28 protein-coding genes are annotated in these 22,349 nt (G+C 66.4%); 11 read left to right on the forward strand and 17 right to left on the reverse strand.

What is annotated here, in order from left to right; genetic code table 11:
- Positions 1 to 33 precede the first annotated feature (33 nt).
- Positions 34 to 1,014, reverse strand: a complete 981-nt coding sequence (locus tag WBB14_RS20665) for a GlxA family transcriptional regulator (protein WP_424241500.1) — start codon at positions 1,012 to 1,014, stop codon at positions 34 to 36.
- A gap of 170 nt (positions 1,015 to 1,184) precedes the next feature.
- On the opposite strand from WBB14_RS20665, the gene WBB14_RS20670 reads away from it, so the two are divergent.
- Both WBB14_RS20670 and WBB14_RS20675 read left to right on the forward strand, forming a co-directional pair.
- Positions 1,185 to 1,541 (forward strand): DUF1428 domain-containing protein, encoded by a 357-nt coding sequence (locus tag WBB14_RS20670; protein WP_424241501.1) that lies wholly within the window; start codon positions 1,185 to 1,187, stop codon positions 1,539 to 1,541.
- 54 nt (positions 1,542 to 1,595) lie between these two features.
- Positions 1,596 to 2,099, forward strand: a complete 504-nt coding sequence (locus WBB14_RS20675) for a VOC family protein (RefSeq protein ID WP_424241502.1) — start codon at positions 1,596 to 1,598, stop codon at positions 2,097 to 2,099.
- Here WBB14_RS20675 and WBB14_RS20680 read toward each other — a convergent pair.
- A complete protein-coding gene (locus WBB14_RS20680) occupies positions 2,096 to 2,617 on the reverse strand; it encodes a DUF1993 domain-containing protein (RefSeq protein WP_424241503.1) in 522 nt (173 codons plus the stop codon). The two genes, WBB14_RS20675 and WBB14_RS20680, sit on opposite strands and share 4 nt — an antisense overlap.
- 137 nt (positions 2,618 to 2,754) lie before the next feature.
- The gene (locus tag WBB14_RS20685; protein ID WP_424241504.1) at positions 2,755 to 3,840 is read right to left on the reverse strand and encodes an alpha/beta hydrolase family esterase; all 1,086 of its coding nucleotides are present in this window, start codon (positions 3,838 to 3,840) and stop codon (positions 2,755 to 2,757) included.
- Between the two features lie 210 nt (positions 3,841 to 4,050).
- Here WBB14_RS20685 and trhA point away from each other — a divergent pair, with 210 nt between their 5' ends.
- A complete protein-coding gene (trhA, locus tag WBB14_RS20690; RefSeq protein WP_424241505.1) occupies positions 4,051 to 4,695 on the forward strand; it encodes a PAQR family membrane homeostasis protein TrhA in 645 nt (214 codons plus the stop codon).
- A 17-nt stretch (positions 4,696 to 4,712) separates the two neighbouring features.
- Here the strand turns inward: trhA and WBB14_RS20695 are convergent, their stop codons facing one another.
- Positions 4,713 to 5,900 carry an FAD-dependent oxidoreductase gene (locus WBB14_RS20695; protein WP_424241506.1) on the reverse strand — a complete coding sequence of 396 codons (1,188 nt, stop codon included), beginning with the start codon at positions 5,898 to 5,900 and terminating at the stop codon, positions 4,713 to 4,715.
- 63 nt (positions 5,901 to 5,963) lie between these two features.
- A complete protein-coding gene (locus tag WBB14_RS20700; RefSeq protein WP_424241507.1) occupies positions 5,964 to 6,731 on the reverse strand; it encodes an AraC family transcriptional regulator in 768 nt (255 codons plus the stop codon).
- Positions 6,732 to 6,860: 129 nt separating this feature from the next.
- Between WBB14_RS20700 and WBB14_RS20705 the strand changes: the two genes are divergently transcribed.
- Together WBB14_RS20705 and WBB14_RS20710 are read left to right on the forward strand one after the other, a co-directional pair.
- Complete coding sequence (locus WBB14_RS20705; RefSeq protein ID WP_424241508.1) at positions 6,861 to 7,673, forward strand: sulfite exporter TauE/SafE family protein; 813 nt, start codon at positions 6,861 to 6,863, stop codon at positions 7,671 to 7,673.
- 211 nt (positions 7,674 to 7,884) lie between these two features.
- Positions 7,885 to 8,298: a DUF4168 domain-containing protein gene (locus tag WBB14_RS20710; RefSeq protein WP_332014953.1), complete on the forward strand. Its 414-nt coding sequence runs from the start codon at positions 7,885 to 7,887 to the stop codon at positions 8,296 to 8,298.
- 13 nt (positions 8,299 to 8,311) lie between these two features.
- On the opposite strand, the gene WBB14_RS20715 is transcribed toward WBB14_RS20710, so the two are convergent.
- Positions 8,312 to 8,770: a helix-turn-helix domain-containing protein gene (locus WBB14_RS20715; protein ID WP_424241509.1), complete on the reverse strand. Its 459-nt coding sequence runs from the start codon at positions 8,768 to 8,770 to the stop codon at positions 8,312 to 8,314.
- Positions 8,771 to 8,849: 79 nt separating this feature from the next.
- On the opposite strand from WBB14_RS20715, the gene WBB14_RS20720 reads away from it, so the two are divergent.
- From WBB14_RS20720 to WBB14_RS20735, 4 genes are all read left to right on the forward strand, one after another.
- A complete protein-coding gene (locus WBB14_RS20720) occupies positions 8,850 to 9,344 on the forward strand; it encodes a DUF2938 domain-containing protein (protein ID WP_424241510.1) in 495 nt (164 codons plus the stop codon).
- 91 nt (positions 9,345 to 9,435) lie between these two features.
- Positions 9,436 to 9,972, forward strand: coding sequence for an N-acetyltransferase family protein (locus WBB14_RS20725; RefSeq protein WP_424241511.1), 537 nt, complete (start codon positions 9,436 to 9,438; stop codon positions 9,970 to 9,972).
- Complete coding sequence (locus tag WBB14_RS20730; RefSeq protein WP_424241512.1) at positions 9,969 to 10,826, forward strand: arylamine N-acetyltransferase family protein; 858 nt, start codon at positions 9,969 to 9,971, stop codon at positions 10,824 to 10,826. Before WBB14_RS20725 ends, WBB14_RS20730 begins: the two co-directional genes overlap by 4 nt.
- 113 nt (positions 10,827 to 10,939) lie before the next feature.
- Positions 10,940 to 11,638 (forward strand): glutathione S-transferase family protein, encoded by a 699-nt coding sequence (locus WBB14_RS20735; RefSeq protein ID WP_424241513.1) that lies wholly within the window; start codon positions 10,940 to 10,942, stop codon positions 11,636 to 11,638.
- 25 nt (positions 11,639 to 11,663) lie between these two features.
- On the opposite strand, the gene WBB14_RS20740 is transcribed toward WBB14_RS20735, so the two are convergent.
- The 6 genes from WBB14_RS20740 to WBB14_RS20765 all read right to left on the reverse strand — a co-directional run bounded on the left by WBB14_RS20740 (position 11,664) and on the right by WBB14_RS20765 (position 17,617).
- Positions 11,664 to 12,425 (reverse strand): ABC transporter permease, encoded by a 762-nt coding sequence (locus WBB14_RS20740; RefSeq protein ID WP_424241514.1) that lies wholly within the window; start codon positions 12,423 to 12,425, stop codon positions 11,664 to 11,666.
- Positions 12,426 to 12,427: 2 nt separating this feature from the next.
- Positions 12,428 to 13,345, reverse strand: coding sequence for an ABC transporter ATP-binding protein (locus tag WBB14_RS20745; RefSeq protein ID WP_332014946.1), 918 nt, complete (start codon positions 13,343 to 13,345; stop codon positions 12,428 to 12,430).
- 104 nt (positions 13,346 to 13,449) lie between these two features.
- Complete coding sequence (locus WBB14_RS20750; protein WP_424241515.1) at positions 13,450 to 14,379, reverse strand: dihydrodipicolinate synthase family protein; 930 nt, start codon at positions 14,377 to 14,379, stop codon at positions 13,450 to 13,452.
- A gap of 2 nt (positions 14,380 to 14,381) precedes the next feature.
- Positions 14,382 to 15,554 carry an L-rhamnonate dehydratase gene (locus WBB14_RS20755; protein ID WP_424241516.1) on the reverse strand — a complete coding sequence of 391 codons (1,173 nt, stop codon included), beginning with the start codon at positions 15,552 to 15,554 and terminating at the stop codon, positions 14,382 to 14,384.
- 46 nt (positions 15,555 to 15,600) lie between these two features.
- Complete coding sequence (locus WBB14_RS20760; protein WP_424241517.1) at positions 15,601 to 16,635, reverse strand: 4-hydroxythreonine-4-phosphate dehydrogenase PdxA; 1,035 nt, start codon at positions 16,633 to 16,635, stop codon at positions 15,601 to 15,603.
- A gap of 7 nt (positions 16,636 to 16,642) precedes the next feature.
- Positions 16,643 to 17,617 (reverse strand): Bug family tripartite tricarboxylate transporter substrate binding protein, encoded by a 975-nt coding sequence (locus WBB14_RS20765; RefSeq protein WP_424241518.1) that lies wholly within the window; start codon positions 17,615 to 17,617, stop codon positions 16,643 to 16,645.
- Between the two features lie 126 nt (positions 17,618 to 17,743).
- Between WBB14_RS20765 and WBB14_RS20770 the strand changes: the two genes are divergently transcribed.
- Entirely contained in the window at positions 17,744 to 18,676 is a 933-nt protein-coding gene (locus tag WBB14_RS20770) for a LysR family transcriptional regulator (protein WP_424241519.1), read from the forward strand.
- A 108-nt stretch (positions 18,677 to 18,784) separates the two neighbouring features.
- Complete coding sequence (locus WBB14_RS20775; RefSeq protein WP_424241520.1) at positions 18,785 to 19,126, forward strand: zinc ribbon domain-containing protein YjdM; 342 nt, start codon at positions 18,785 to 18,787, stop codon at positions 19,124 to 19,126.
- Between the two features lie 49 nt (positions 19,127 to 19,175).
- Here the strand turns inward: WBB14_RS20775 and WBB14_RS20780 are convergent, their stop codons facing one another.
- The 5 genes from WBB14_RS20780 to WBB14_RS20800 all read right to left on the reverse strand — a co-directional run bounded on the left by WBB14_RS20780 (position 19,176) and on the right by WBB14_RS20800 (position 22,349).
- Positions 19,176 to 19,412 carry a hypothetical protein gene (locus WBB14_RS20780; protein ID WP_424241521.1) on the reverse strand — a complete coding sequence of 79 codons (237 nt, stop codon included), beginning with the start codon at positions 19,410 to 19,412 and terminating at the stop codon, positions 19,176 to 19,178.
- Between the two features lie 16 nt (positions 19,413 to 19,428).
- Entirely contained in the window at positions 19,429 to 19,638 is a 210-nt protein-coding gene (locus WBB14_RS20785) for a FixH family protein (RefSeq protein WP_424241522.1), read from the reverse strand.
- A gap of 20 nt (positions 19,639 to 19,658) precedes the next feature.
- A complete protein-coding gene (gene ccoG, locus WBB14_RS20790) occupies positions 19,659 to 21,149 on the reverse strand; it encodes a cytochrome c oxidase accessory protein CcoG (RefSeq protein ID WP_424241523.1) in 1,491 nt (496 codons plus the stop codon).
- A 76-nt stretch (positions 21,150 to 21,225) separates the two neighbouring features.
- A complete protein-coding gene (ccoP, locus tag WBB14_RS20795) occupies positions 21,226 to 22,176 on the reverse strand; it encodes a cytochrome-c oxidase, cbb3-type subunit III (RefSeq protein ID WP_424241524.1) in 951 nt (316 codons plus the stop codon).
- Positions 22,173 to 22,349: a cbb3-type cytochrome oxidase subunit 3 gene (locus tag WBB14_RS20800; protein ID WP_013394988.1), complete on the reverse strand. Its 177-nt coding sequence runs from the start codon at positions 22,347 to 22,349 to the stop codon at positions 22,173 to 22,175. Before WBB14_RS20800 ends, ccoP begins: the two co-directional genes overlap by 4 nt.

The raw sequence follows: 22,349 nt of genomic DNA on the forward strand, positions 1-22,349 counted from the left end.
CGCGCGCACGTACCCGCATCAGACCCGAAGCCTCTACTGGAAGTGGTAGCGTTCCCGGTAGCCCACCGGCGACATGCCGCAGTACTTGCTGAAAATGTCGCGGAAGGCCTTGGTGTCGTTGTAGCCGACTTCGTACATGACTTCCGCCACGCTCTTGCGCGACGTTTCCAGGCGCGTCTTGGCGGCTTCCACGCGCACCCGCTGCACATATTCCACGATGCTGTTGCCCGTGGCCTGGCGAAAGCGCCGTTCCAGGGTGCGGCGGCCCAGGGCGTGGCGGTCCGCCAGTTCCTCGACGGTGATCTTTTCCGTGTAGCGGCCTTCGATGTAGTCCTGCACCGCGCGCACGACCTCGTCGGCATGGGACTTCTGCCCCACGAATACCGCGAATGGCAACTGGCTCTGGCGGCTCCAGTCGAGCTGGAAGTACTTGGCGCACCAGATGGCGGTGTCGCGGTCGGTGTATTTTTCGATCAGGTGCAGCACCAGGTGCGCGGCGGAGAAGGCGCCGCCGCTGGTGTAAATGCCATTGTCCGCCATCACGACGCGGTCGCTGACCCATTGCACATTGGGGAACAGGCTGGCGTAGAGGTTCTGCGCCACCCAATGCACCACCGCCTGCTGGCCGTCCAGGACACCGCCCGCAGCCAGCAGCGCAGCGCCCATGCACAGGCTGGCGACTTCGCCGCCGTCGCGGTGATGGCGCGATAGCCATTCAATCAGTTCGCGGTTGGACAGCACCGCGTCGGACACCGAACCCAGCAGCGGCGGCGCGATGCAGATGTCGATGTCGTGGGCATCGGCCAGGACCATGTCGGCCTGCACCGTGATGCGGCCCTGGTCCAGACGGACTTCGCGGGTCAGGGCCAGCGTGCGCACCGTAAACCTGGGCTCGCGACCGTGCGCGGCCAGGTATTCGTTGGCGACCAGGAAGCCGTGCCTGGCGGTTTCCAGCGAGGCGATATTGGCCCCGAGCGGCAGCAGGAAAGCGACGTTTTTCATCCTGCAAAGCATACGCCTGCCGGCTGTCGCAATCCACCCTCAAGATTGTCGCAATTGCCTATCGGAAATCGCTGCCGATCCCGATACAGTGACACTTACCGGAATGAGATCCGGACTGCGGCAGAGACGGCTTGCGGGCGTCCTGGCGCGGAACAAAACAACGTGGATCCAAGGAGTTACTAATGGAAAAGTATGTAGACGGTTTCCTGCTGCCGGTGCCCAAGGCCAACCTCGAAACCTATCGAAAACTGGCGCAACAGGCCCATTCGATCTGGCTCGAACACGGCGCGCTGGACTACCGCGAATGCGTGGCGGAAGACATCGACAAGGAAGGCTTCGGCTCGTTCAGCGCCGCCGCCGGCGCGCGCGACGGAGAAACCGTGGTGTTCGCCTGGATCACCTACGCCAACAAGGCGGACCGCGACCGGATCAACGCCAAGGTCATGTCCGACCCGCGCCTGTCGGAGAACTGTTGCGAAGGCGTGTTCGATTTCAAACGGATGTGCTGGGGCGGCTTCACCACGCTGGTAGGAAACTGAGGCGATCGGGAATCCTTCCCCGCCCTTTCAAACTGAACATTCTGGAGACACCCCATGGCTAACCCGGCAAGCAAACCCATCCCCGAAGGCATGCACACGCTCACGCCGCACATCGTGTGCGAAGGCGCGGCGCAAGCCATCGACTTCTACAAAAAGGCCTTCAACGCCGAGGAACTGGCCCGGCTGCCCGGCCCCAACGGCAAGATCATGCATGCCGCCATACGCATCGGCGATTCCGTGATGATGCTGATGGACGATTTCCCCGAATGGGGCAGCCTGGGCCCGAAGGCCCTCAAAGGCACGCCCGTTACGCTGCATCTCTACGTCAATGACGTGGACGCCGCCATGAAACAGGCGGTGGCGGCCGGGGCCCAGGTGACCATGCCCGTCGCGGACATGTTCTGGGGCGACCGCTACGGCCAGGTGGTGGACCCTTGTGGGCACCGCTGGTCCATCGCCACGCACAAGTTCGACCTGACGCCGGCAGAGGTGCAGGAGAACATGGCGAAGATGGGCCCGATGGAAGGCTGCGGCGACCAGGCCAAGAAACCGGCTTAAGCGGCAGGCTGCGAGTACGGCCCCAGGAAGTCCAGCTTGCCGATCTTCACTCCCGCGTGGCGCAGGATGGCGTAGGCCGTCGTCACGTGGAAGTAGAAGTTCGGCAGCGCGAACGTCAGCAGATAGTCGTCGCCGCGGAAGTCCTGCTTGAAGTCGCCGAACGCCAGCGTGACCTTGCGGCCTTCGGCGCCTTCCAGCCTGTCCGCCGCCACCTCCTGCAAATACGCGATGGTGGCGGCGATGCGCTGCTGCAATTGCTCGAAGGTCGTTTCCTCGTCAGGGAATTTGGGCGCTTCCACCCGCGACAGGCGCTGCACGGCGAACTTGGACGCATCGCTGGCGCGCTGGACCTGGCCGCTCAGCGGATACATGTCGGGCGCCAGGCGGGCATTGACCAGTTCGGCCGGGTCGATGCCGGCGGCCGCGGCGTGATCGGCGGCCTTTTGCAGCAGCGCGGCCAATACGTTGAGGCCGCGGACAAAGGCAGGCACGCTGGCCTGATACATGGAAAGAGACATGGCTGGGACTCCGGACAGGAACTGGGCGGCCCGCGCGGGACGCGTCGGCGCGCCGGGAATACGCTGATCTTACCGCCGTGCCGGTGGCCGGGCTCCGGCCCCCTATGCGCTCGAAAACACGGCGCCTGGGCCCTGATCTATTCCGCCTGCCCTCGGGCCACGCGGCGCTGTCCCTGGAAGAAGCGCCAGATCAGCGCCGAGGCGTCCGGCCCGCTACGGGCGTGATACCGCACTGAGGCATCGCCGCCGCTCCAGGCGTGCTCCACGAGCGTGATTTCGCATAGCCGCAGCACCGTCCGGCTGCCGCGCAGCATGTCCACGCGGCGGTAGGACTTGTCGGTGCCCAGGCCCAGCACGCGCTCGACCGGCACGCTTTCCGGCGGCAGGTCGTTCACGGCGCGGAACTGTTCGAACAACTGCCTGGCGTTGCGCGGCGCCACTGTGGGGTCCAGTTGCCCTTGCAGAATCATGGCGGGCATGCCAAGCCGGAACACCGCCGGGTCCGCGACCTTTTCCAGCAGGGGCAGCAGCGGCTTGAGCGCGCCGCGCCTCATGGTGCCGATGCCGCCGGTGGCGCTATGGGCGTCGCCTGCCACCGGCCCGGAATGCATGGCCACGGCGGCAATCAGCCGCGGATGCCGCAAGGCCACCAGCGCGGCCATGCCCGCGCCCGCGGACAGGCCCGCGATGTAGATGCGTTCGGGGTCCAGCGCATGCCTGGCGCACTCCGCGCGGATCAGCGCGGCGATCAGGTCGGCTTCCGCCCCGCCGTGCGCGTCGTCCGGCTGGAACCAGCGCCAGCAGCGCTGCACCTGGCGAGTCATGGATTGCTGCGGATACAGCACCATGAAGCCGCCGGCGTCGGCCCATTGATTCATGCGCGAGCCGCGGGCGAACGAGAGCGAGGTCTGTCTGCAGCCGTGCAGCATCACCACCAGCGGCATGCCGGAGCGTGGCGCGGCAGCGGGCGTGTAGCGCGCGAAGGTGAGACGGCGACCTTGCCCGTCCGAGAATTGCCTGGAGGCTTCCCAGCGGCCTACACCCAACGAAGGCGCGGTGGCGCTGCGGGAAGCGGAGGCTGCCGCAGCCGGCTTGGCCGCCTTGCGCTTGGGCGCGCCAGACTTCTTGGCGGTCTTGGGAACGGCCATGCGCATTGCGGCGCGCTGCAACTTGCCGAACTTCTTCGCGGCCTTGAAAAACAGATTGGTAAAACTGCGCGCCATTGCGAGGCCTCGGCCAGTAAACCTGCGTTTGCTTGCGCGCTGAATGTATCACAGGGTAACTTCCAGACAGTCCTTTTCGGGCGCCGGTCCACGGCGCGATTTGCAGTAGATCAAGCGGACGGTACGCCAGGCGCGCCAAGCCCGCTTGCCGGCTTGAGCCGCCGCGCCAAAGCGCCTAAGGTGTACACCTGAACCAACCAAGACGCATTCATGTTCCCCAACGACAGACCTCAGACCCTGGGCGAGGAAATCGCCAACGCCATCAGCCACGGCGTCGGCGCCGCCGGCGCTTTGGCCTCCGCCCCGATCCTGATCCTGGCCGCCGTGCGCCAAGGCGACGCCGCATTCATCGCGGGCGCAGCGGTCTTCGCCGCGACGATGTGCCTGCTATACCTGGCATCCACCATCTATCACGCGCTGCCCAAGAGTCGCGCCAAGCAGCTGTTCAACGTGCTGGACCATTCCGCCATCTATCTGCTGATCGCGGGCACCTACACTCCCTTCGCCCTGGGCGCCTTGCGCGGGCCCTGGGGCTGGACCCTGTTCGGCCTGGTCTGGGGCATGGCGCTGCTGGGCGTAGGGCTGAAAGCCAGCAAGCGGCTCAACCGTCCCGCCATCTCCACCGGCCTGTACCTGGCGATGGGCTGGCTGGTGATCATCGCGGTCAATCCCCTGATCGAGCGCGTACCCACCGGCGGGCTGTGGTGGCTGGTGGCGGGCGGGCTCGCCTACACCGGCGGCGTGGTCTTCTTCGTGCTCGACAACCGCTGGCGCTACAGCCACTTCGTTTGGCATTTGTTCGTGCTCGCCGGCACGGTCTGCCACTTCTTCGCCGTGCTCTGGTACGCGGCCTGAGCGCCGTCCCGCATCGTTCAGCCGCGGCCGGATCCGCCCGGCTGCGGCATGGCCAGCAGGCCGCGCTTCATCAGCGCCTTCATGCCGGGCACCAGCAGCCCGCCGCCGAACAGCAGATCGCGCCATAGTCCCGGCCCCGAGGCCTGGAAACAAGGCGTCAGGGCGCGGCTGAGCGTCTGGTACATGCGCGACGGCAGCAGCCGGCTACGGGCGTAGCGCGCCGGCCCTGCGGCGGCGCCATGCTGCGCCAGGGCCCCTGCCAACGCCAGCGCATCCAGCACGGCCAGGGTCGTGCCCAGGCCCAGCTGCGGGCTCATCGCGTGGCCCGCGTCTCCCACGGCGCAGTACGGGCCCGCGGCCAATCCGCGTGGCCAGGTGTGCCGGTAGGTGGCCACCGCCAGATCGTCGTGCCGCGAGATCTGCTCCACCACGGGCGCGGCCTCGGGCCACAGGGACAGCATGCGATCCTTCCAGGCGCCGATGGGCGCGGCGCGCCAGGCCGGCAAGGCATCGTGGCGGATGCTCCAGAACAGCGACAGGCGCACGCCCTGCGGGCCGATTTCGGTGGGCAGCAGGCCCATCATTTCGCGGGTCCCGCGAAAACGCTGCAGCAGCTGCGTCGCGCCGGCCCACCCTGGCGTCCAGAACTGGCCCCACAACGCGCCCCAGGCGTAGACCCGCGAACTCGCCGCCAGCCCGACCTGCTCGCGCAGCGCGGAGGCCGCGCCGTCAGCCACCACGAACACGTCGAAACTCGATTCGGCCCGGGCATCGCCCGCGCCGTGAGTCACCTGCGCCCTGCCCCCGCGCGTGTCCAGCGTCGTGACCGGACAGCCGAACGAGAACTCCGCGCCCGCGCGCCGGGCCGCCTCGAACAACACCCCGCCCAACGCCGCCCGCGTCACTGCCCGCGCGCCGTCGCCGACGTAATCGATATCCACGACCCGCCAGCCGCGATGCGACAGGCCCAGCAGGCGGTCGATCGGCGCGCCCACATTCAGCCCCGCCACGTCCACGCCCAGCGAGGCGAGCGCGCGCACTCCCGGCGGCTGCAGCAGCAGTCCTGCGCCCTGCGTGGTGAAACCCTGGTGCTTTTCGAACACGCGCACCTGATGGCCGGCTTGCGCCAGCGCCAGGGCGGCAGCCAGTCCGGCGCTGCCAGCGCCGGCGATGCCGATGGATAGCGGCGGTTGTGTAGTAGTCATGGAATGGCGTAGGCCGGCTGCGGGAAGGGGCAGCCATGGGTGCCGGCATAGTACCAACAGCCTTCAGCCCTCGCGCAGGTACTCCGTGGGCGGGCGGCCCAGTACCCGCCGGAACATCGTCGAGAACGCCGCCGGACTCTGGTAGCCGAAATCCAGCGCGATGGCGGTCACCGACTTGCCCGAGGCCAGCCGCGCCAAGGCCAGCACCACGCAGGCGCGCTGGCGCCACTCCGAAAACGCCATGCCCGTCTGCTGGCGGAAATGGCGGCTGAACGTGCGCGGGCTCATGTGCAGGCGCTCTGCCCAGGCCTGCGGCGCGGCGCGCGCGTCCGGCGCGGCGATGAAGGCCTTGCACAAGGGCGCCAGGCGCTTGTCGCGCGGCAGCGGGATATGCAGGGGCAGCACCGGCGCGCGCTCGACCTCATGCAGCAGCAGGGCCGCCAGCGCGCCGTCGCGCCCCGCCAGGTCGTACTGGGCCGGCATGTCCACCGCGTCCAGCAGCAACTGCCGCAACAGCGGCGACACTTCGATCACCTCGCAGGCGTCCCGGTCCGCGCGCGCCGCCCCGGGCTCGATGTAGGCGCTGCGCGTGCTGACGTCCAGCATGCGCACCTGATGCGTCACGCCCGCCGGAATCCACACCGCGCGCTGCGGCGGCACCACCCAGTTGCCATCGCGGGTGACGACATGCATGACGCCGGTGGCGCCGTAAAGCAATTGGGCGCGGCGGTGCGCATGGGCCGGCAGCAGCCGGCCAGGCGGATAGTCGTTGCCGATGGCGACGACGGCGCGGTCCAGATGGTCGTAGCGGTCGATGTGGGTATTGTGCATAGCCTGGAGGGGGAGCCGCCAGCGCGGCGACGCGTCGATTGGCTGAAACTCGAACATTATTGTCCAATCCTCGAAAGCGGGCCATGGCCCGCGGCCGTATCGTGACTGCTTTCCCTGGAAGGACGCAGCATGCTCTATCTGATTCTGGCCCTGTTCGGCTGCCTGAGCGGCGTGACCACCGTGCTGTTCGGTTTCGGCGGCGGTTTCGTCGTGGTGCCCGTGCTGTACGCGGTATTGACAGCCGCGCACGGCGCGCACGACGCCATCGGCCTGGCGGCCATGCACATCGCGGTGGCCACGTCCACCTGCGTCATGATCGTGAATTCGATCGCGGCCACGCGCAAGCACCAGCGCGCCGGCAATATCCTGCGCGCCTACGTCTGGCCCCTGGCCGGCTTCATCGCCGTGGGCGCGGCGCTGGGCGCGCTGGCCGCCACCCGCGCCAGCGGCGAACTGGTGCGCTATGCCTTCATCGGCTACCTGGGCGTGACCATCCTGGATTGCCTGCTGCGGCAGGGCTTCATGGCGCAGGGGGACGAGCGCCCCCGAACGCTGGACCGCGGCACCCTGGTGGGCGGCGGCGTGCTCATAGGCGCAGTCGCAGCCTTCCTTGGCGTGGGCGGCAGCGTCATGACCGTGCCGCTGCTGCGGCGCCGCGGCCTGCCCATGGCCAAGGCGGCGGCGATGGCCAATCCGCTGACGCTGCCCGTGGCGGTGGTGGGCACGCTGGCCTACATGGCGGCGGCCGGCGGCCTGGCCGCGCCCCTGGCGCCGTGGATCGTGGGCTATGTGGACCTGCTGGCCTTCGCCGCGCTGGCGCTGGGCTCGTTGGCGGGCATCCGCCTGGCCGCGCCGCTGATCCCGCGCATCCCGGACCATCTGCACGCCCGCGTCTACGTGCTGCTGCTGGCGCTGGTGATGTTGAGCATGTTGCTCATCTAGGACCCGTCCCGCAAAAACCTAAGGAAACATCGCAGCCAGCAGCGACTACGAAACCGCGCAAAACGTTTCCGCCGCGCCCTTGGGGGGCTCCCTCCCAGGGCGCTTGCGCATCCCGTGGCCTGCCGACACAGGAAAACACATCGCGAAACTTGCCCCGGAGCGGTGCGGGTCGTCATCATGGCCCGACATTCAACCGGAACAAGGAGGTTTCATGCAGCGTTCCACTTATGCATTCCTGTCCGCCGCCGTGCTGGCGACGGCGCTGTCCGGTGCTCCCGCCCTTGCGCAGCAAGCCAGCCAGCCGCAAGGCCAAACCCAGGCCCAGCCGCGCATGGCGCCCCCGCCCGCGATCCAGCCGACCGACCAGCAATTGCAGCGTTTCGCTTCGGCATCGCAGAAGATTTCCGGCGTCGTCGACGAATACCGTCCCAAGGTCGACGCCGCCAAGACGGATCAGGCCAAGCAGAAGGTCGTCGAGGAAGCCGACGCCAAGATGGTGAAGCTGGTGCAGGCCGACGGCCTGAGCGTCGAGGAATTCAACGGCATCGGCCAGGCGATACAGCAGGACCCCCAGCTCAAGCAGCGCGTGATGAGCATGAGCAAGGGCGCCCCCGCCGCGAAGTAAGGCTCTCCGAGAGCTAGCCCTGGCGCCATCCGTCCTTCGCTGGACGGGTGGCGTTTTTTTGTTTTGCCGTCGCCGTCCTGCCCTGCTTCACCCTGCCCGCCGCGGCCTTGAGCAGGCGCTGGAAAGTCGGGCATTGCGCATGGTTGGGGGCCGGGCATACCGCCGCATGGCGCAAGCCCTGGCTCATGGCCCGCAGGCGCTTGATGGTCGCTTCTATGCTGTCGGCCTTGTCCAGCAACAACTGCCTGTCCACCTGCGGCGCTCCGTCGGGAGTCAGCATGGCCCGGATCTCGTCCAGCGACAGGCCGCCTTCCTGTCCCAGCGCAATCAACGCCAGTTGATCCAGCACGCCGGGCGCGAAGCGCCGACGCTCGCCGGCGGCGCTGACCGCGGCGATCAAACCCTTGTTTTCATAGAAACGCAGCGTGGAGGCCGGCAGGCCTGTGCGCCGGGCCACTTCCGAAATATCCATGGCGCCCTCCTTGACTTGAAGTTGACTTCAACTTTTATCATGCCCGCATACGATGAATTCAGCAATGGGAGGACCGGACATGATATCGATGGAAATAGCGGCAAAAGTGGTACTGATCGGAATCGGCGCGACGGTCGTGATGGACCTGTGGGCCCTGATCCAGAAGGCCCTGGGCATGCCCACGCTGGGCTACGCGATGGTTGGCCGCTGGGCCGGCCACTTGTGCCGGGGAACATACGCGCACGCCAATATCGGCCGGGCCGCGCCCATACCGGGCGAATCGCCGCTGGGGTGGACGATCCATTACGCCGTGGGTCTCGCTTTCGCCGCTCTGCTGATCGGCGTCCAGGGCGCGGCGTGGCTGCGCGATCCCACCTGGCTGCCTGCCGTGGCCGTGGGCCTGGCCACCGTCGTCATGCCCTTCTTCCTGATGCAGCCCGCCATGGGCGCGGGCATCGCCGCATCCCGCACGCCTACGCCCTGGAAGAACCGCCTGCGCAGCCTGGTGACGCATGCGGTGTTCGGGTACGGCCTTTATCTGTCCGCCGCCTTGCTCAAGCTGGTGTGGGACTGACGCCTCCCAGGCATGCTCCACCAGGCCATGCCTCTAAGATGGAGCCGAGCAGGAATCCCCTGAACGACCCAGACCCGGAGGAATTTTGACCTTGACAGCAAAACCCACTGACGAACTGACGATCCGCCGCGCGAGCGTGGAGGATGCTCCCGCCGTATTGCAGATCTTCGACGAAGTGATCGCCTGGTTCGTCAGCATGGGCAACGAGGGCCAATGGGGAAGCGAGCCTTGGTCGGCTTTGCCCCTGCGCATCGCGCGCGTGACCGAGTCCTGCGCGCTGCCCGGGGCCTGGGTCGCCGAGGGGCCGGAAGGCGGCATCCATGGCGCGCTGGTACTGGGCGACGCCATGCCTTATGTGCCCGCGGCAACCGGCCCGGAAGTCTACGTGAGACTGCTGGTCGCCTCCCGGGATGCGCGGGCGCGCGGCATCGGCAGGCGCCTGCTGGCCTTTGCCGATGACCAGGCGCGGGCTGCGGGGGTGGACCGCCTGCGCGTGGACTGCTACGGCGGCGGCAGCGAAGCCCTGGTGCGCTTTTATGAATCCTGCGGCTATGCGCGGATCTCGACCTTCGACGTGAACGGTTGGCCGGGCCAATTGTTGGGCCGCAAAATTGGTGACCCTGAATGACGACAATTCCAGATTCTTTCCTTGCAAGCTACTTCGACCGCATCGGCTATCGCGGACCCATCGAGCCCACGCTCGACGTGCTGCGGCAACTCCATCTGCTGCATCCGCAAGCCATCCCGTTCGAAAACCTGGCGCCGTACACCGGCCAGCGCGTTCCACTGGACCTGGACGCCGTTGCGGAAAAGATGATCGCGCGGCGGCGCGGCGGCTACTGCTTCGAGCACAACACGCTGCTGCTTGCCGTACTGCGGCAGATGGGCTTTCAGGTCACCCCGTTGATCGCGCGGGTGCGTTGGCAGGTGCCCGCGGAAATCCACACGGGACTGACCCATATGCTGTTGCGCGTGGAACTGGAGGGCCGCAGCTGGTTCGCCGACGTGGCCTTCGGATCCACCACGCAGACCGCTCCTCTGGAGTTCCTGCCCGGCGTCGCGCAAACCACTCCCCACGGCGTGTTCCGTATCACACAGGCGGCAGATGAGCTAAGCCTGGAATTCCGGACGTCCGCCGGCTGGCAGACGGTATATCGCTATACGCTGGAACCCGTCGCCGATGTGGATTTTGAAATCGGCAACTGGTACACGTCGAGCCATCCCCAGTCGGTGTTCCTGAACAGCCTGCTCGTCAGCCGCACCCAGCCCGGCGCCCGCGAACTGATGGTGAACGATACCTACACCCGCCGCGACAACGACGGCAGCCTGCAGAAACACCAACATGCCGACGCCTCGGCCTGGGCGGATTGCCTGCGGCAACGCTTCGACCTCGATCTTGGCCTTGATGAAGCCGTCAGCCTGTTCCGGCGTGTCGCGGCGCGCGGCAATGACGCTGGCATCGCCGAACTCGCACCAAGCTGATCCCGCCGAACGGCCAGCGCCCGCGTTGTCGGGCGCCAGTCAGCCTTGCTGCCTGCGCAACCGGTTATCCTGTTCCGGATTCCCTCACCGACACGTAGAAGGAGCGCAGTATCTTGACCCCGGAACTCACCCTCTATGAGCTGGCGGGCGCCGACGCCTCGCTGCGCTTCAGCCCGCATTGCTGGAAGACCCACATGGCACTGGCCCACAAGGGCCTGAGCGCCACGACCGTGCCCTGGCGCTTCACGGAAAAGGAAGCGATCGACTTTTCCGGCCAGAAGCTGGTGCCGGTGCTGGTAAACGGCACGCATGTGGTCAGCGATTCCTGGCAGATCGCCTGCTACCTGGAAGACACCTTCCCCGAACGGCCTTCCCTGTTCGGTGGCGCCAGCGGCCGCGCGCTGAGCCTGTTCGCGAATGCATGGGCCGACACCACGCTGGTGCCCACGCTGGCGCGGCTGCTGCTGCCCAGCATCCACGGCCTGATCCACGAAAAAGACCGGGACTATTTCCGCGCCACGCGGGAAAAGCGCTTCGGCAAGCTGGAAGACCTGCCTGCGGGCTACGAGGACCAGGTTGCCGCATTGCGTTCCGCGCTGCTGCCCTTGCGGCAGATGCTGGGCAAGCAGCCCTATCTGGCGGGCGAGCAGCCGGCCTATGCGGACTATGCCGTGTTCGGCATGTTCATGTGGGCGCGCTGCACCAGCCCGCTGGAACTGCTGGCCGAGGACGATCCGGTCCATGCCTGGCGCGAGCGGCTGCTCGACGCCTATGACGGCATGGCGCGCCGCGCGCCGACGGCGCAATCCTGAGGCGCCTGCTCCGCGTTGGCGGGCGTCAGGTCTTCAGCCGGTAGCCGGTCTTGAAGATCCAGCGCACGCCGACCAGGCAGGCCAGCAGGAACACCAGCGTCATGCCCACGCTGACGCCGACGCTGACGTCCGACACGCCATAGAAGGCCCAGCGGAATCCGCTGACCAGGTAGACCACCGGGTTGAACAAGGTGGCGGTCTGCCAGAACGGCGGCAGCATCTTGATCGAATAGAAGGTGCCGCCCAGGAAGGTCAGCGGCGTGACGATCATCAGCGGAATGATCTGCAGTTTCTCGAAACCGTCGGCCCAGATGCCGATGATGAAGCCGAACAGGCTGAAGGTCACCGCCGTCAGCACCAGGAAGCCCAGCATCCAGAACGGATGCGCGACCTCGAACGACACGAACAGGCGCGCCGTGGCCAGCATGATGAGCCCCAGGATGATGGACTTGCTGGCGGCGGCCCCGACGTAGCCCATGACGATCTCCACGTAGGAAATAGGCGCCGAGTGGATTTCGTAGATGGTGCCCGAGAAGCGCGGCATGTAGATGCCGAAGGACGCGTTGGCGATGCTTTGCGTCAGCAGCGCCAGCATGATCATGCCCGGCACGATGAAGGCCCCATAGCTCACGCCGTCGATCTCGACCATGTGCGAGCCGATGGCGGAGCCGAACACCACGAAGTACAGCGAGGTGGAGATCACGGGCGACAGCACGCTTTGCATCAGCGTGCGCCAGGCGCGGGCCATTTCAAACAGGTAGATAGCGCGGATCGCGTAGAAGTTCATGATTAGCTGTGCACCAGGCTGACAAAGATATCCTCGAGCGAGCTTTCCGACGAATTCAGGTCGGTGAATTCGATCTCCAGCCGGGCGAGTTCATGCAGCAGCCGGGAAATCTCCCCGCCGCCCTGGTTATCGTAGGTGTAGACCAGCTTGTGGCCGTTGTCGGACAGGTCCAGCTGGAAGGCGTCCAGCGCCGTGGGGATGCCCGGCAGCGGCGCCTTCAGCGTCAATGCCAACTGGCGCTTGCCCAGCTTGGCCATCAGCGCGTGCTTTTCCTCGACCAGGATGATCTCGCCCTTGCGGATCACGCCGATGCGGTCGGCCATTTCCTGGGCTTCCTCGATGTAGTGCGTGGTCAGGATGATGGTGACACCGTTTTCGCGCAGCTGCCGCACCATTTCCCACATGCCGCGCCGCAGTTCGACGTCCACGCCGGCGGTGGGTTCGTCCAGGAACAGGATGGCGGGTTCGTGCGACAGCGCCTTGGCGATCATGACGCGGCGCTTCATGCCGCCCGACAGCGCCATGATGCGGCTGTCCTTCTTGTCCCACAGGGACAGGTCGCGCAACACTTTCTCGACGTAGGCGTGGTCCGCCGGCTTGCCGAACAGGCCGCGGCTGAAGTTGACGGTGTTCCAGACGCTTTCGAACGCGTCGGTGGAGATCTCTTGCGGCACCAGGCCGATCTTGGCGCGGGCCGCGCGGAATTCCGAGACGATGTCGTGGCCGTCGGCCAGCACGCGGCCGGCGGTGGGATTGACGATGCCGCAGATGATGCTGATCAACGTCGTCTTGCCCGCACCGTTCGGCCCGAGCAGGGCGAAGATCTCGCCGCGCTGGATGTCCAGGTTTACGCTCTTGAGCGCCTGGAACCCCGATGCGTACCGTTTGGATAGATCCTGGACTGAAATGACCGGCTGCACACGCGCCCCCGACGAGATGGATAGCCGGGGATTTTAACCGTCACGCCTGACAAGCTTGTTCAGCGTGACGGAACAGTGTGTTTGGCGGCCTGCGCAGTCCTTGCTCAACGCCCCCAGCGCAACACCAGCGGGTCCAGGCGGCGGGCGGTCTCCAGCAAGCCCTGGCGGACCTCCTCGCGCATGGCCGGCAACGGGTGCCGCGGCGCCTCGCAGGCGATCACGCCACCGGCCTTCATCAGGGCCTTGGCGCTGAGAATGCCGCCCTGCCGGTTCTCGTAATTGATCAGGGGCAGCCAGCGCTCGTACAGGCGGTAGGCTTCATCCCGGTTGCCGGCGCGGTGGGCCTCGATGATGGGCCGCAGTCCGTCGGCGAAGCCCCCGCCGGTCATGGAGCCGGTCGCACCGGCGTCCAGGTCGGGCAGGAGGGTGATGGCTTCCTCGCCGTCCCAGGGGCCTTCCACGGCCTCGCCGCCCAGCGCGATCAGGTCGCGCAGCTTGGAGGCCGCGCCCGCCGTCTCGATCTTGAAGTAGGCCACGTGCTCGATCTCGCGCGCCATCCGCGCCAGCGCCGCCGCCGACAGCGGCGTGCCGGCCACCGGCGCGTCCTGGATCATGATGGGGATGTCCACCGCATCGGACACGCGCTGGAAGAACCCCGTCACCTGCTCCTCCGACACGCGGATCGTGGCGCCGTGGTACGGCGGCATGATCATCAGCATCGCGGCGCCCTGCTGCTGAGCGCGGCGGCTGCGCGCGGCGCAGACCTGGGTGCTGAAGTGCGTGGTCGTCACGATGACCGGCACGCGGCCGGCGACGTGCTCCAGGATGGTCCGCGTCAGGATTTCGCGCTCGTCGTCCGACAGCACGAACTGCTCGGAAAAGTTGGCCAGGATGCAGAGGCCGTCGACGCCGGAGTCGATCATGAAATCCACCGCCCGCTTCTGGCTGGGCAGGTCCAGCTCGCCGGATTCGGTGAAGGTGGTGGGGACGACCGGGAATATGCCGCGATAGCGCGGGTTCTGGTAGGTGGCCATGGTTATTCGATGATGTTGAAGTGCTTGAGGTATTCGGTCTTCAGCGTCAGGCCCAGCCCGGGCTTGTCGTCGTCCAGGTCGATGAAGCCTTCCTTGGCCACCGGCTCGCCGTCGAAGATGTAATAGAACAGCTCGTTGCCGACTTCCACGTCGAACATGGGGAAGTATTCGCTCATGGGCGAGGCCAGCGTGCTCATCGTCAAGTGGTAGTTGTGCATCTGGCCGGCATGCGGCACGACCGGCACGCTGTAGGCCTCGCACAGCGCGTTGATCTTGTGCGCCGCCGTGATGCCGCCGACGCGGTTGGTGTCGTACTGCACCACCGACACCGCCTTGCGGTCCAGCAGCTGCTTGAAGCCGTAGAGCGAGAATTCATGCTCGCCGCCCGAAATCGGAATCGAGGTCAGCTGGTTCAGTTCCGCATAGCCGTCGATGTCGTCGGCAATGACGGGCTCTTCCAGCCAGCGCGGCTCGAATTTCTCCAGCTTGGGCAGGATGCGCTTGGCGTACTCCAGGTTCCAGCCCATGTAGCACTCCAGCATCAGGTCGGTGTCGTAGCCGATCACCTCGCGCACCGCCGCCACCGATTTCAGGTTTTCCGACACGCCTTTCTGCAGATGCGCGGGGCCATAGCCGAAACGCATCTTGAAGGCGGTGAAGCCCTGGTCCAGATAGGTTTGTGCCTCTTCCTGCATGGCCTTCAGGTCGGTGCGGTACAGCTTGGAGTAGTAGACCGGGATCTTTTCCTTGGTGCGGCCGCCCAGCAGCTTGAAGACAGGCTTGTTCACCGACTTGCCCAGGATGTCCCAGATCGCCAGGTCGATGGCCGAGATCGCGGCCATGGTCACGCCCTTGCGGCCCCAGGCGTGGGTGGAGCGGTACATGCGCTGCCACAGGTATTCGTAGTCCCAGGGATCCTGCCCGATCACCAGCGGGGCCAGGTACTGGTCGATGATGGCCTTGGCCACGCGCGGCGCCAGCGCCACGTTGCCCAGGCCCACGATGCCGTCGTCCGTCTCCACCTCGACCACGGTCCAGCCATGGAAGCGGAAGGTGCTCATGGTTTCCTGCTTGGAATACAGCAGGTCCATGGCGTTGGAGCAGAAGTTGCCCTGGGGCGGCACGGTCTTGCCGGTCCATTCGTAGACGCGGGCGCGGACGGATTTGATCTTCATGAGGATTTCCTGCTTGGGATTCTAGGTATGGAATGACTGCGGCGGATCAGCCCGCCAGCGCGCGCGAGGCGCGGTGCGACAGGCCCATGCGGCAGGCGATGAGAAAGGCCTGCCAGGTGGCGTCCAGGTTGGCGCGGCCCTGGCCGGCGATGTCGTAGGCGGTGCCGTGGGCCGGCGTGGTGATGGGGATGGGCAGGCCGCCCTGCACCGTCACGCCGCGCGAGAAGCCCAGCAGCTTGATCGCGATCTGGCCCTGGTCGTGATACATGGTGACGATGGCCTGGAACTCGCCGGCCTGCGCCTTCAGGAAGATGGTGTCGGCGGGGAACGGCCCCTGCACCGGCAGGCCCTCTGCGTTGAGCTGGCGTACGGCCGGCGCGATGATGTCCACCTCTTCACGGCCGCAGGTGCCGCCGTCGCCGCCATGCGGATTGAACGCAGCCACCGCCACGCGCGGCTCGGCCACGCCGTTGGCCTGCAGCGAACGGTAGATCAGCCGGGTCGCGGCCTTGATGCCGTCGATGCTGAGCGCCGCCGCCGCGTCCTTCAGCGGGATGTGCGAGGACACGCGCGAGGTCCACAGGTCTCCCAGGGTGTTGAATTCGCAGAAGTAGCCGGTCACGCCCAGGTACTGCGCGAAGTGGTGCAGTTCGTCGTCGTGGCCCAGGCCGCCCAGCTTCATGGCGTACTTGTTCAAGGGCGCGAAACAGATGGCGTCGACGTGGCCGTCGCGCGCCGCGTCCATGCAGGCGTTGAGCACGCGCAGCACCGATGCCCCCCCCGCCGCCTCGGCCTGGCCGACGCGCACCTGGCCGGGTTGGATGGTGTCCATTGCCAGCCAGGCGGGCGCGCCGCTGTCAGGCCGGCCGCGCACCGCCTCGATGCTGGCCACGGGCTGGGTCGCGACCTGCACGCCCGCCACCCGCTGGCCTTCGCGCCAGAGCCACTCATCGCCCACCAGCACGATGTTCGCCCGCTGCGTGGCTTCGGGCCTGGCCAGCAGGCGGGCGATCAGTTCGGCGCCGATGCCGGCCGGGTCGCCCAGGGTCAGGGCGATGACGGGTTTCTGCTGCGTGCTCATGTCTGGGTCATTCCACGGAAATGTTGTTCTTCTTGATGACGCCGGCGTAGCGCTGGTTCTCGGCTTTGTGGAACTGCGCGAACTGCTCCTGGGTCATCGGGTTGATATCGGCGCCGATCGCCTGCAGGCGGGCCTGGGTGTCGGGCAGCGCCAGAATGCCGTTGACGGCGTCATGGATGCGCTTCTGGTTGGCGGCCGGCGTGGCGCTGGGCATGTAGATGCCGTACCAGGCGCTCATTTCCACGCCGGGCACGCCGGCCTCGGCCATGGTCGGCACGTCGGGCAGCTGGGCGTTGCGCTTGGCGCTCAGCACGGCCAGCGCGCGCACCTTGCCGCTCTTGATGTGCGGAATCACGGAGGACGCGGTCTCGAACGCGATCTGCACCTGGCCGCCCATCAGGTCCACCAGCGCCGGGCCGCTGCCGCGGTAGGGAATGTGGATCATCTCCACGCCGGTGGCGTCCTTGAACAGCTCGGCGGCAATGTGCTGGGTGCTGCCCGAGCCGCTGCTGGCGAAGTTGTAGGTGCCGGGCTTGCTCTTGAGCAGCGCGATCAGCTCCTGCACCGATTTGGCCGGCACGTCGTTGTTGACCACCAGGATGTTGGGCACGGCGCCCACGAACACCACCGGCGTCAGGTCGCGGTCGTTGTCGTAGCCCAGCTTCAGCAGATGCGGCGCGATGGCATGGGCGGTCGAGACCCCCATCACCATGGTGTGGCCGTCCGAGGACTTGGCCGCCAGGTCGGCCGCCAGCGTATTGGACGCGCCGGGCTTGTTCTCCACCACCACGGTTTGCTTGAGCAAAGGCCCCAGCTTGTCGGCCACCGCGCGCGCCATGGCGTCGGTGCCGCCGCCCGGGGCTGACCCTACCAGCAGGCGCATGGGCTTGTTGGGCCAGTCGGCGCTTTGCGCCTGGACGGGCGCCAGGGCCGACAGGCACAGCGCGCCGGCCGCCATCGCGGCCAATAGCCGAGTCTTCATGGTTGTCTCCTTGGTTGATGTTCTTTGCCCTCGGACGGGCAATCTTTTGTAGGTCCATCTTAGAAAGAAGCTCCGTTTCCGTAAAATGAAACTTTTGCACCAATTGTTTACCTGAGGCGATCAATCATGGAACGCGCCATCCACGTCCCCACCCTGCTGGCCCGGCTGCGCATGCGGCAGATCGTCCTGCTGCTGGCGATCGAAGAGCGCGGCACGCTGCGCGCGGCCGCCAGCCAGCTCAATATGACCCAGTCCGCCGCCAGCAAGATGCTGCACGAACTGGAGCTGGCCATCGGCCAGCCGCTGTACGGAAGGATCGGCCGCGGCCTGGCGCTGACCGCGGCCGGCGAGTGCGTGATGGGATATTTCCGGGGCATGCGCGGGACGGTCTCGTCCCTGGCCCGCGAACTGGAGGAACTGCGCCTGGGCAGCGCGGGCAAGCTGTTCATCGGCAGCATCATGGCGGCATCGCCCGGCCACCTGACCGACGCCCTACTGCGCCTGAAGCAAACCTATCCGCTGCTGGCGGTGGAAATCTCCACCGGCACCAGCGACCTGCTGATCGGCCGCATGAACGAGGGCAAGCTGGACGTGGTGATCGGCCGCATGCTGACCCTGTCGGACAGCCAGTACGTCTTTCGCCCGATCGGCGACGAGGCGCTGTCGGTGATCGCGGCGGTGGACCATCCGCTGGCCGGCCGCAAGCGCGTGACGTTCGAGGCCATGCTGGCCTATCCCTGGGTCCTGCAGCCGCACGGCAGCCCGATGCGCGATGTGATCGAACAGGAGTTCCGTTCGCACAACGCCTCCACCCCCAAGGGACTGATCGAGTCGGCCTCCATCCTGACCACCACCAACCTGGCGATGAAATCAACGATGCTAGGCGTGATACCGGAATCGGTGGCGAGCCGCTACGCGGCGCATGGCCTGCTCGCGATACTGCCCTACCAGATCCGGCAGAGCCTCACGGCCTTTGGCAGCATCGTGCCCCGGGACCGGCCGCTGAGCGCGGCAGCGCGTGATTTCGTGGGCTTGCTGCATGGCGACGAACTGGCTTGAGGCCGCGCAAGGCAAGGGGGAAAACGGCCCGCGACACGGGGAAAAGCAGGTGTGGCGCAGTACAATCGCGTGTTGCGCATCGCGCGTTTTTTACATCGAGGTCCACACGTGAGCGCATTGCCCGCCTGTCCCAAGTGCCAGTCCGAATACACCTATGAAGACGGCGCCGTCTACGTCTGCCCGGAATGCGCGCATGAATGGTCGCCGCAGGCCGCCGCATCCTCCGACGAGGCTGCCAAGGTCTATCGCGATTCAGCCGGCAACGTGCTGCAGGACGGCGATACCGTCACCGTCATCAAGGACCTGAAGCTCAAGGGATCGGGCGGCGTGATCAAGATGGGCACCAAGGTCAAGGGCATCCGCCTGGTCGACAGCGACCACGACATCGACTGCAAGATCGACGGCTTCGGGCCGATGAGCCTGAAGTCGGAATTCGTGAAGAAGGTATAGGCGGCCTCCCTGCCAGGCCCCAGGGGCGCGACGCCGCAGCGCCCCGCCCCTACAGATCCTCGTTTTCGTCCGGCTTGGGCATCAGGTAGGCGGTCAGCGTGCTGGACAGTCCTGCCATCACCCACAGCACGAAGAAAGACACAGTGTAGAAGCCCGTGCGTCCCGTCGGGACATGGCCGAAGATCGCCACGTCCAGGGGATCGATCAGGGCGAAGATCAGCGCGCTCCCCGCCGCGGCCGCCATGAAGGACGGCCACAGGATCCACATCAATGATCGCAAGCCCATCTGTTGTTCTCCCGGGTTACGGATTGGCGCTGGGCGCTACCTGCTCGATGACCAGGCCGCGCTTGACCACGCCCTCCTGGATCGGCTGATTGCTGAAGTTCGAGAAAGCGAAGTAGATCGTGATGAAGCAGCCTATCATGGCCGCGAACGGGCCAGCCATCAGGATCCAGGGCCAGGGTTCGCGGTACCAGGGCTTGGCGGCTTTGGCGGGTTGGGCGGGATTCATGGGCATGTCCTCTTCAGTGCTCAGTCGGGTACGTAGAAGCTGGCGGGTTCGTCGGTCTCGACCGGACGGTTCTCGCCGTCCTGGCCGCGCGCGCGCAGCGTGATGGCATGGGCGCCGGGCTGGGCGCCGGCCGGCGCGCGGATGACCATGGGCACCAGCTTGTTGGCCGCGGCCTCGACGTCGACCATGTCGGAGTCCTGCCGCCCCGCCATCACCTTCAGGTCCGGCATGCCTTCGGCGGAAAGCTGCAGGCGCATCGGCTTGTCGGAAGTATTGATGATCTGCAGGCGGTACACGTTTTCGATCATGCCGCCGGCCACTTCGCGTCCCAGCGCGCCTCGGTCGCGGATCACGTCCACCCGCAAGGGGTTGCGCATGGCCAGCGAGACCACGAAGGCGATGGCCAGCCCCAGGATCAGCGTGCCGTAGATCAGCACGCGAGGACGCAGCAAATGCGAGCGGGCGCTCTTCGTGGATAGCCCGTCCAGCATGGCACGTTCCGAGGTATAGCGGATCAGGCCCGGCTCGTACTGCATCTTGTCCATGACCTGTTCGCAGGCGTCGATACAGGCGCCGCAGCCTATGCACATGTATTGCAGGCCGTCGCGGATGTCGATGCCGGTCGGGCAGACCTGCACGCACAGGCTGCAATCGACGCAGTCGCCCAGCCCGGCGGCCTTGTGGTCCACCTTGCGCGAACGGCCGCCTCGCGGATCGCCACGGCGCTTGTCGTAGGTGACCACGAAGGTGTCGGGGTCCACCATCACGCTCTGGAAGCGCGCATAGGGGCACATGTACTTGCACACGGATTCGCGCATGAAGCCGGCGTTGCCCCAGGTGGCGAAGCCGTAGAACAGCATCCAGAACCACTGCCAGGGACCCAGTTGCAGCGCGAACAGCTCGTGGCCCAGTTCGCGGATGGGAGCGAAATAGCCGATGAAGGTGGAACCGGTCCACCAGGCCAGCGCGATCCACAGGAAATGCTTGGTGACCTTCAGGCGCGCCTTGCGCCAGGTCCAGGGCGATTCGTCCAGGCGGATGCGCGCGACGCGGTCGCCTTCGACCTTGCGCTCGATCCACATGAAGATTTCGGTATAGACGGTTTGCGGACAGGCGTAGCCGCAGAACAACCGCCCCGCCACCGCGGTAAACAGGAACAGCGCCAGCGCCGAGATCACCAGCAGCACGGCCAGATAGACCACGTCCTGCGGCCACAGCACCAGGCCGAAGAGGTAGAACTTGCGCGCGCCCAGGTCGAACAGCACGGCCTGGCGGCCATTCCACTGCAGCCAGGGCAGACCGTAGAAAATCAGCTGGGTGAGAAAGACAAAGGCGATGCGCCAGCGAGCGAAGATGCCGCTGACGGACCGCGGGTAGATCTTGCTGCGCACGCCCGCCAGCGTCTGTTCCAGGGTTTCCGTCCCGGGACGCGGCGGCCTCACGTGCGGCCGCCAGGGCGGCGGGTCACCGTCAGGCGAATTGCCGACCCTTGCGGCTGACCCATCTTCCATTTGCTGCTCCCTGCTGTAAGTCCAGTGATATGGGGGCCGCGCCACGCGCGGCCCCCATCCAAGCTCGATACTGCCTTTACTTCGCTGCCGTGTCCGGCGCGGCGCTCGCGGTCGCTTCCGGTTTGTTCGACAGGCCCCATACCCATGCCGTCAGGATCTTGATCTGCTCGGGCGTCAGGATGTCGCCGTGCGCCGGCATGCGGTTGTCGCGGCCGTCGAGGATGGTCTTGACGATGGTGGCCTCGGAACTGCCGTAGAGCCAGACGTCGTCCGTCAGGTTGGGCGCGCCCAGCGCCTGGTTGCCCTTGCCATCGACGCCGTGACAGGCCACGCAGTAGTTGGCGAATTCGCGCTTGCCGCGGAACACGCGTACCGGATCGGCCGTCAGGCCCGACAGCGAACGCACGTATTGCGCGATGTCGCCCGCGGTCTTGGCGTCGATCGCGGCCTTCCACGGCGGCATGACGCCGACGCGGCCCTGCGTGATGGTCTGCGTGATGGCTTCAGGCGAGCCGCCGTGCAGCCAGTCGCCGTCGGCCAGGTTGGGAAAGCTGGGGCCGCCCTTGGCGTCCGAGCCATGGCACTGCGCGCAGGTGTTCAGGAACAGGCGCTGGCCGATTTCGCGGGCGCCCGGATCCTGGGCGATCTGCGGAATGTCCATGGTTTCGAAGCGCGCATAGATCGGACGCACGGCCTCGGCCATCTTGGCTTGCTGCTTGGCGACTTCCTCCGTGCTGCTGTAGCCCAGCTGGCCCTTGAATTCGCCCAGGCCCGGCATGAAGAACAGGTAGCCCAGCGCGAAGGCGCAGGCCAGCAGGTACATCCAGGTCCACCAGCCCGGCACCGGGTTGTTCAGCTCGGTCAGGTCGCCGTCCCAGACGTGGCCCGTGTCCTCGACCTTGCCGTTGGCCGGCTTGGTGCTGAGCCAGCGGCGCTGCGTGTACAGCAGCCAGACGCACCAGACCACGCCGCCCACGGCGACGATCGAGATGAAATACCCCCAGAAGCCATTGACGAAATCGCTCATGACCGATTCGCTCCATCTTGTTGTCCCTGCCCGAACTCATCGGGCAGTGCGAACGGCAGCATGGCCGATTCGCGGTTGGCGCTCTGGCGGCCGCGCGAGCAGGCCCACCAGACGATGCCGAAGAAAGTTGCCATCGAGATGGCGGTGACGATTGCGCTCAGGTAGCCCAGCAT

The organism is Achromobacter sp. (assembly GCF_049647645.1).
Classification (GTDB): domain Bacteria; phylum Pseudomonadota; class Gammaproteobacteria; order Burkholderiales; family Burkholderiaceae_B; genus Achromobacter.

Excerpts from the sequence above, each read along its gene's own strand:
- WBB14_RS20665 (WP_424241500.1), bottom strand. The coding sequence starts at position 1,014 with ATGCTTTGCAGGATGAAAAACGTCGCTTTCCTGCTGCCGCTCGGGGCC.
- WBB14_RS20670 (WP_424241501.1), top strand. The coding sequence starts at position 1,185 with ATGGAAAAGTATGTAGACGGTTTCCTGCTGCCGGTGCCCAAGGCCAAC.
- WBB14_RS20675 (WP_424241502.1), top strand. The coding sequence starts at position 1,596 with ATGGCTAACCCGGCAAGCAAACCCATCCCCGAAGGCATGCACACGCTC.
- WBB14_RS20680 (WP_424241503.1), bottom strand. The coding sequence starts at position 2,617 with ATGTCTCTTTCCATGTATCAGGCCAGCGTGCCTGCCTTTGTCCGCGGC.
- WBB14_RS20685 (WP_424241504.1), bottom strand. The coding sequence starts at position 3,840 with ATGGCGCGCAGTTTTACCAATCTGTTTTTCAAGGCCGCGAAGAAGTTC.
- trhA (WP_424241505.1), top strand. The coding sequence starts at position 4,051 with ATGTTCCCCAACGACAGACCTCAGACCCTGGGCGAGGAAATCGCCAAC.
- WBB14_RS20695 (WP_424241506.1), bottom strand. The coding sequence starts at position 5,900 with ATGACTACTACACAACCGCCGCTATCCATCGGCATCGCCGGCGCTGGC.
- WBB14_RS20700 (WP_424241507.1), bottom strand. The coding sequence starts at position 6,731 with ATGCACAATACCCACATCGACCGCTACGACCATCTGGACCGCGCCGTC.
- WBB14_RS20705 (WP_424241508.1), top strand. The coding sequence starts at position 6,861 with ATGCTCTATCTGATTCTGGCCCTGTTCGGCTGCCTGAGCGGCGTGACC.
- WBB14_RS20710 (WP_332014953.1), top strand. The coding sequence starts at position 7,885 with ATGCAGCGTTCCACTTATGCATTCCTGTCCGCCGCCGTGCTGGCGACG.
- WBB14_RS20715 (WP_424241509.1), bottom strand. The coding sequence starts at position 8,770 with ATGGATATTTCGGAAGTGGCCCGGCGCACAGGCCTGCCGGCCTCCACG.
- WBB14_RS20720 (WP_424241510.1), top strand. The coding sequence starts at position 8,850 with ATGATATCGATGGAAATAGCGGCAAAAGTGGTACTGATCGGAATCGGC.
- WBB14_RS20730 (WP_424241512.1), top strand. The coding sequence starts at position 9,969 with ATGACGACAATTCCAGATTCTTTCCTTGCAAGCTACTTCGACCGCATC.
- WBB14_RS20740 (WP_424241514.1), bottom strand. The coding sequence starts at position 12,425 with ATGAACTTCTACGCGATCCGCGCTATCTACCTGTTTGAAATGGCCCGC.
- WBB14_RS20750 (WP_424241515.1), bottom strand. The coding sequence starts at position 14,379 with ATGGCCACCTACCAGAACCCGCGCTATCGCGGCATATTCCCGGTCGTC.
- WBB14_RS20755 (WP_424241516.1), bottom strand. The coding sequence starts at position 15,554 with ATGAAGATCAAATCCGTCCGCGCCCGCGTCTACGAATGGACCGGCAAG.
- WBB14_RS20760 (WP_424241517.1), bottom strand. The coding sequence starts at position 16,635 with ATGAGCACGCAGCAGAAACCCGTCATCGCCCTGACCCTGGGCGACCCG.
- WBB14_RS20765 (WP_424241518.1), bottom strand. The coding sequence starts at position 17,617 with ATGAAGACTCGGCTATTGGCCGCGATGGCGGCCGGCGCGCTGTGCCTG.
- WBB14_RS20770 (WP_424241519.1), top strand. The coding sequence starts at position 17,744 with ATGGAACGCGCCATCCACGTCCCCACCCTGCTGGCCCGGCTGCGCATG.
- WBB14_RS20780 (WP_424241521.1), bottom strand. The coding sequence starts at position 19,412 with ATGGGCTTGCGATCATTGATGTGGATCCTGTGGCCGTCCTTCATGGCG.
- WBB14_RS20785 (WP_424241522.1), bottom strand. The coding sequence starts at position 19,638 with ATGAATCCCGCCCAACCCGCCAAAGCCGCCAAGCCCTGGTACCGCGAA.
- ccoG (WP_424241523.1), bottom strand. The coding sequence starts at position 21,149 with ATGGAAGATGGGTCAGCCGCAAGGGTCGGCAATTCGCCTGACGGTGAC.
- ccoP (WP_424241524.1), bottom strand. The coding sequence starts at position 22,176 with ATGAGCGATTTCGTCAATGGCTTCTGGGGGTATTTCATCTCGATCGTC.
- WBB14_RS20800 (WP_013394988.1), bottom strand. The coding sequence starts at position 22,349 with ATGCTGGGCTACCTGAGCGCAATCGTCACCGCCATCTCGATGGCAACT.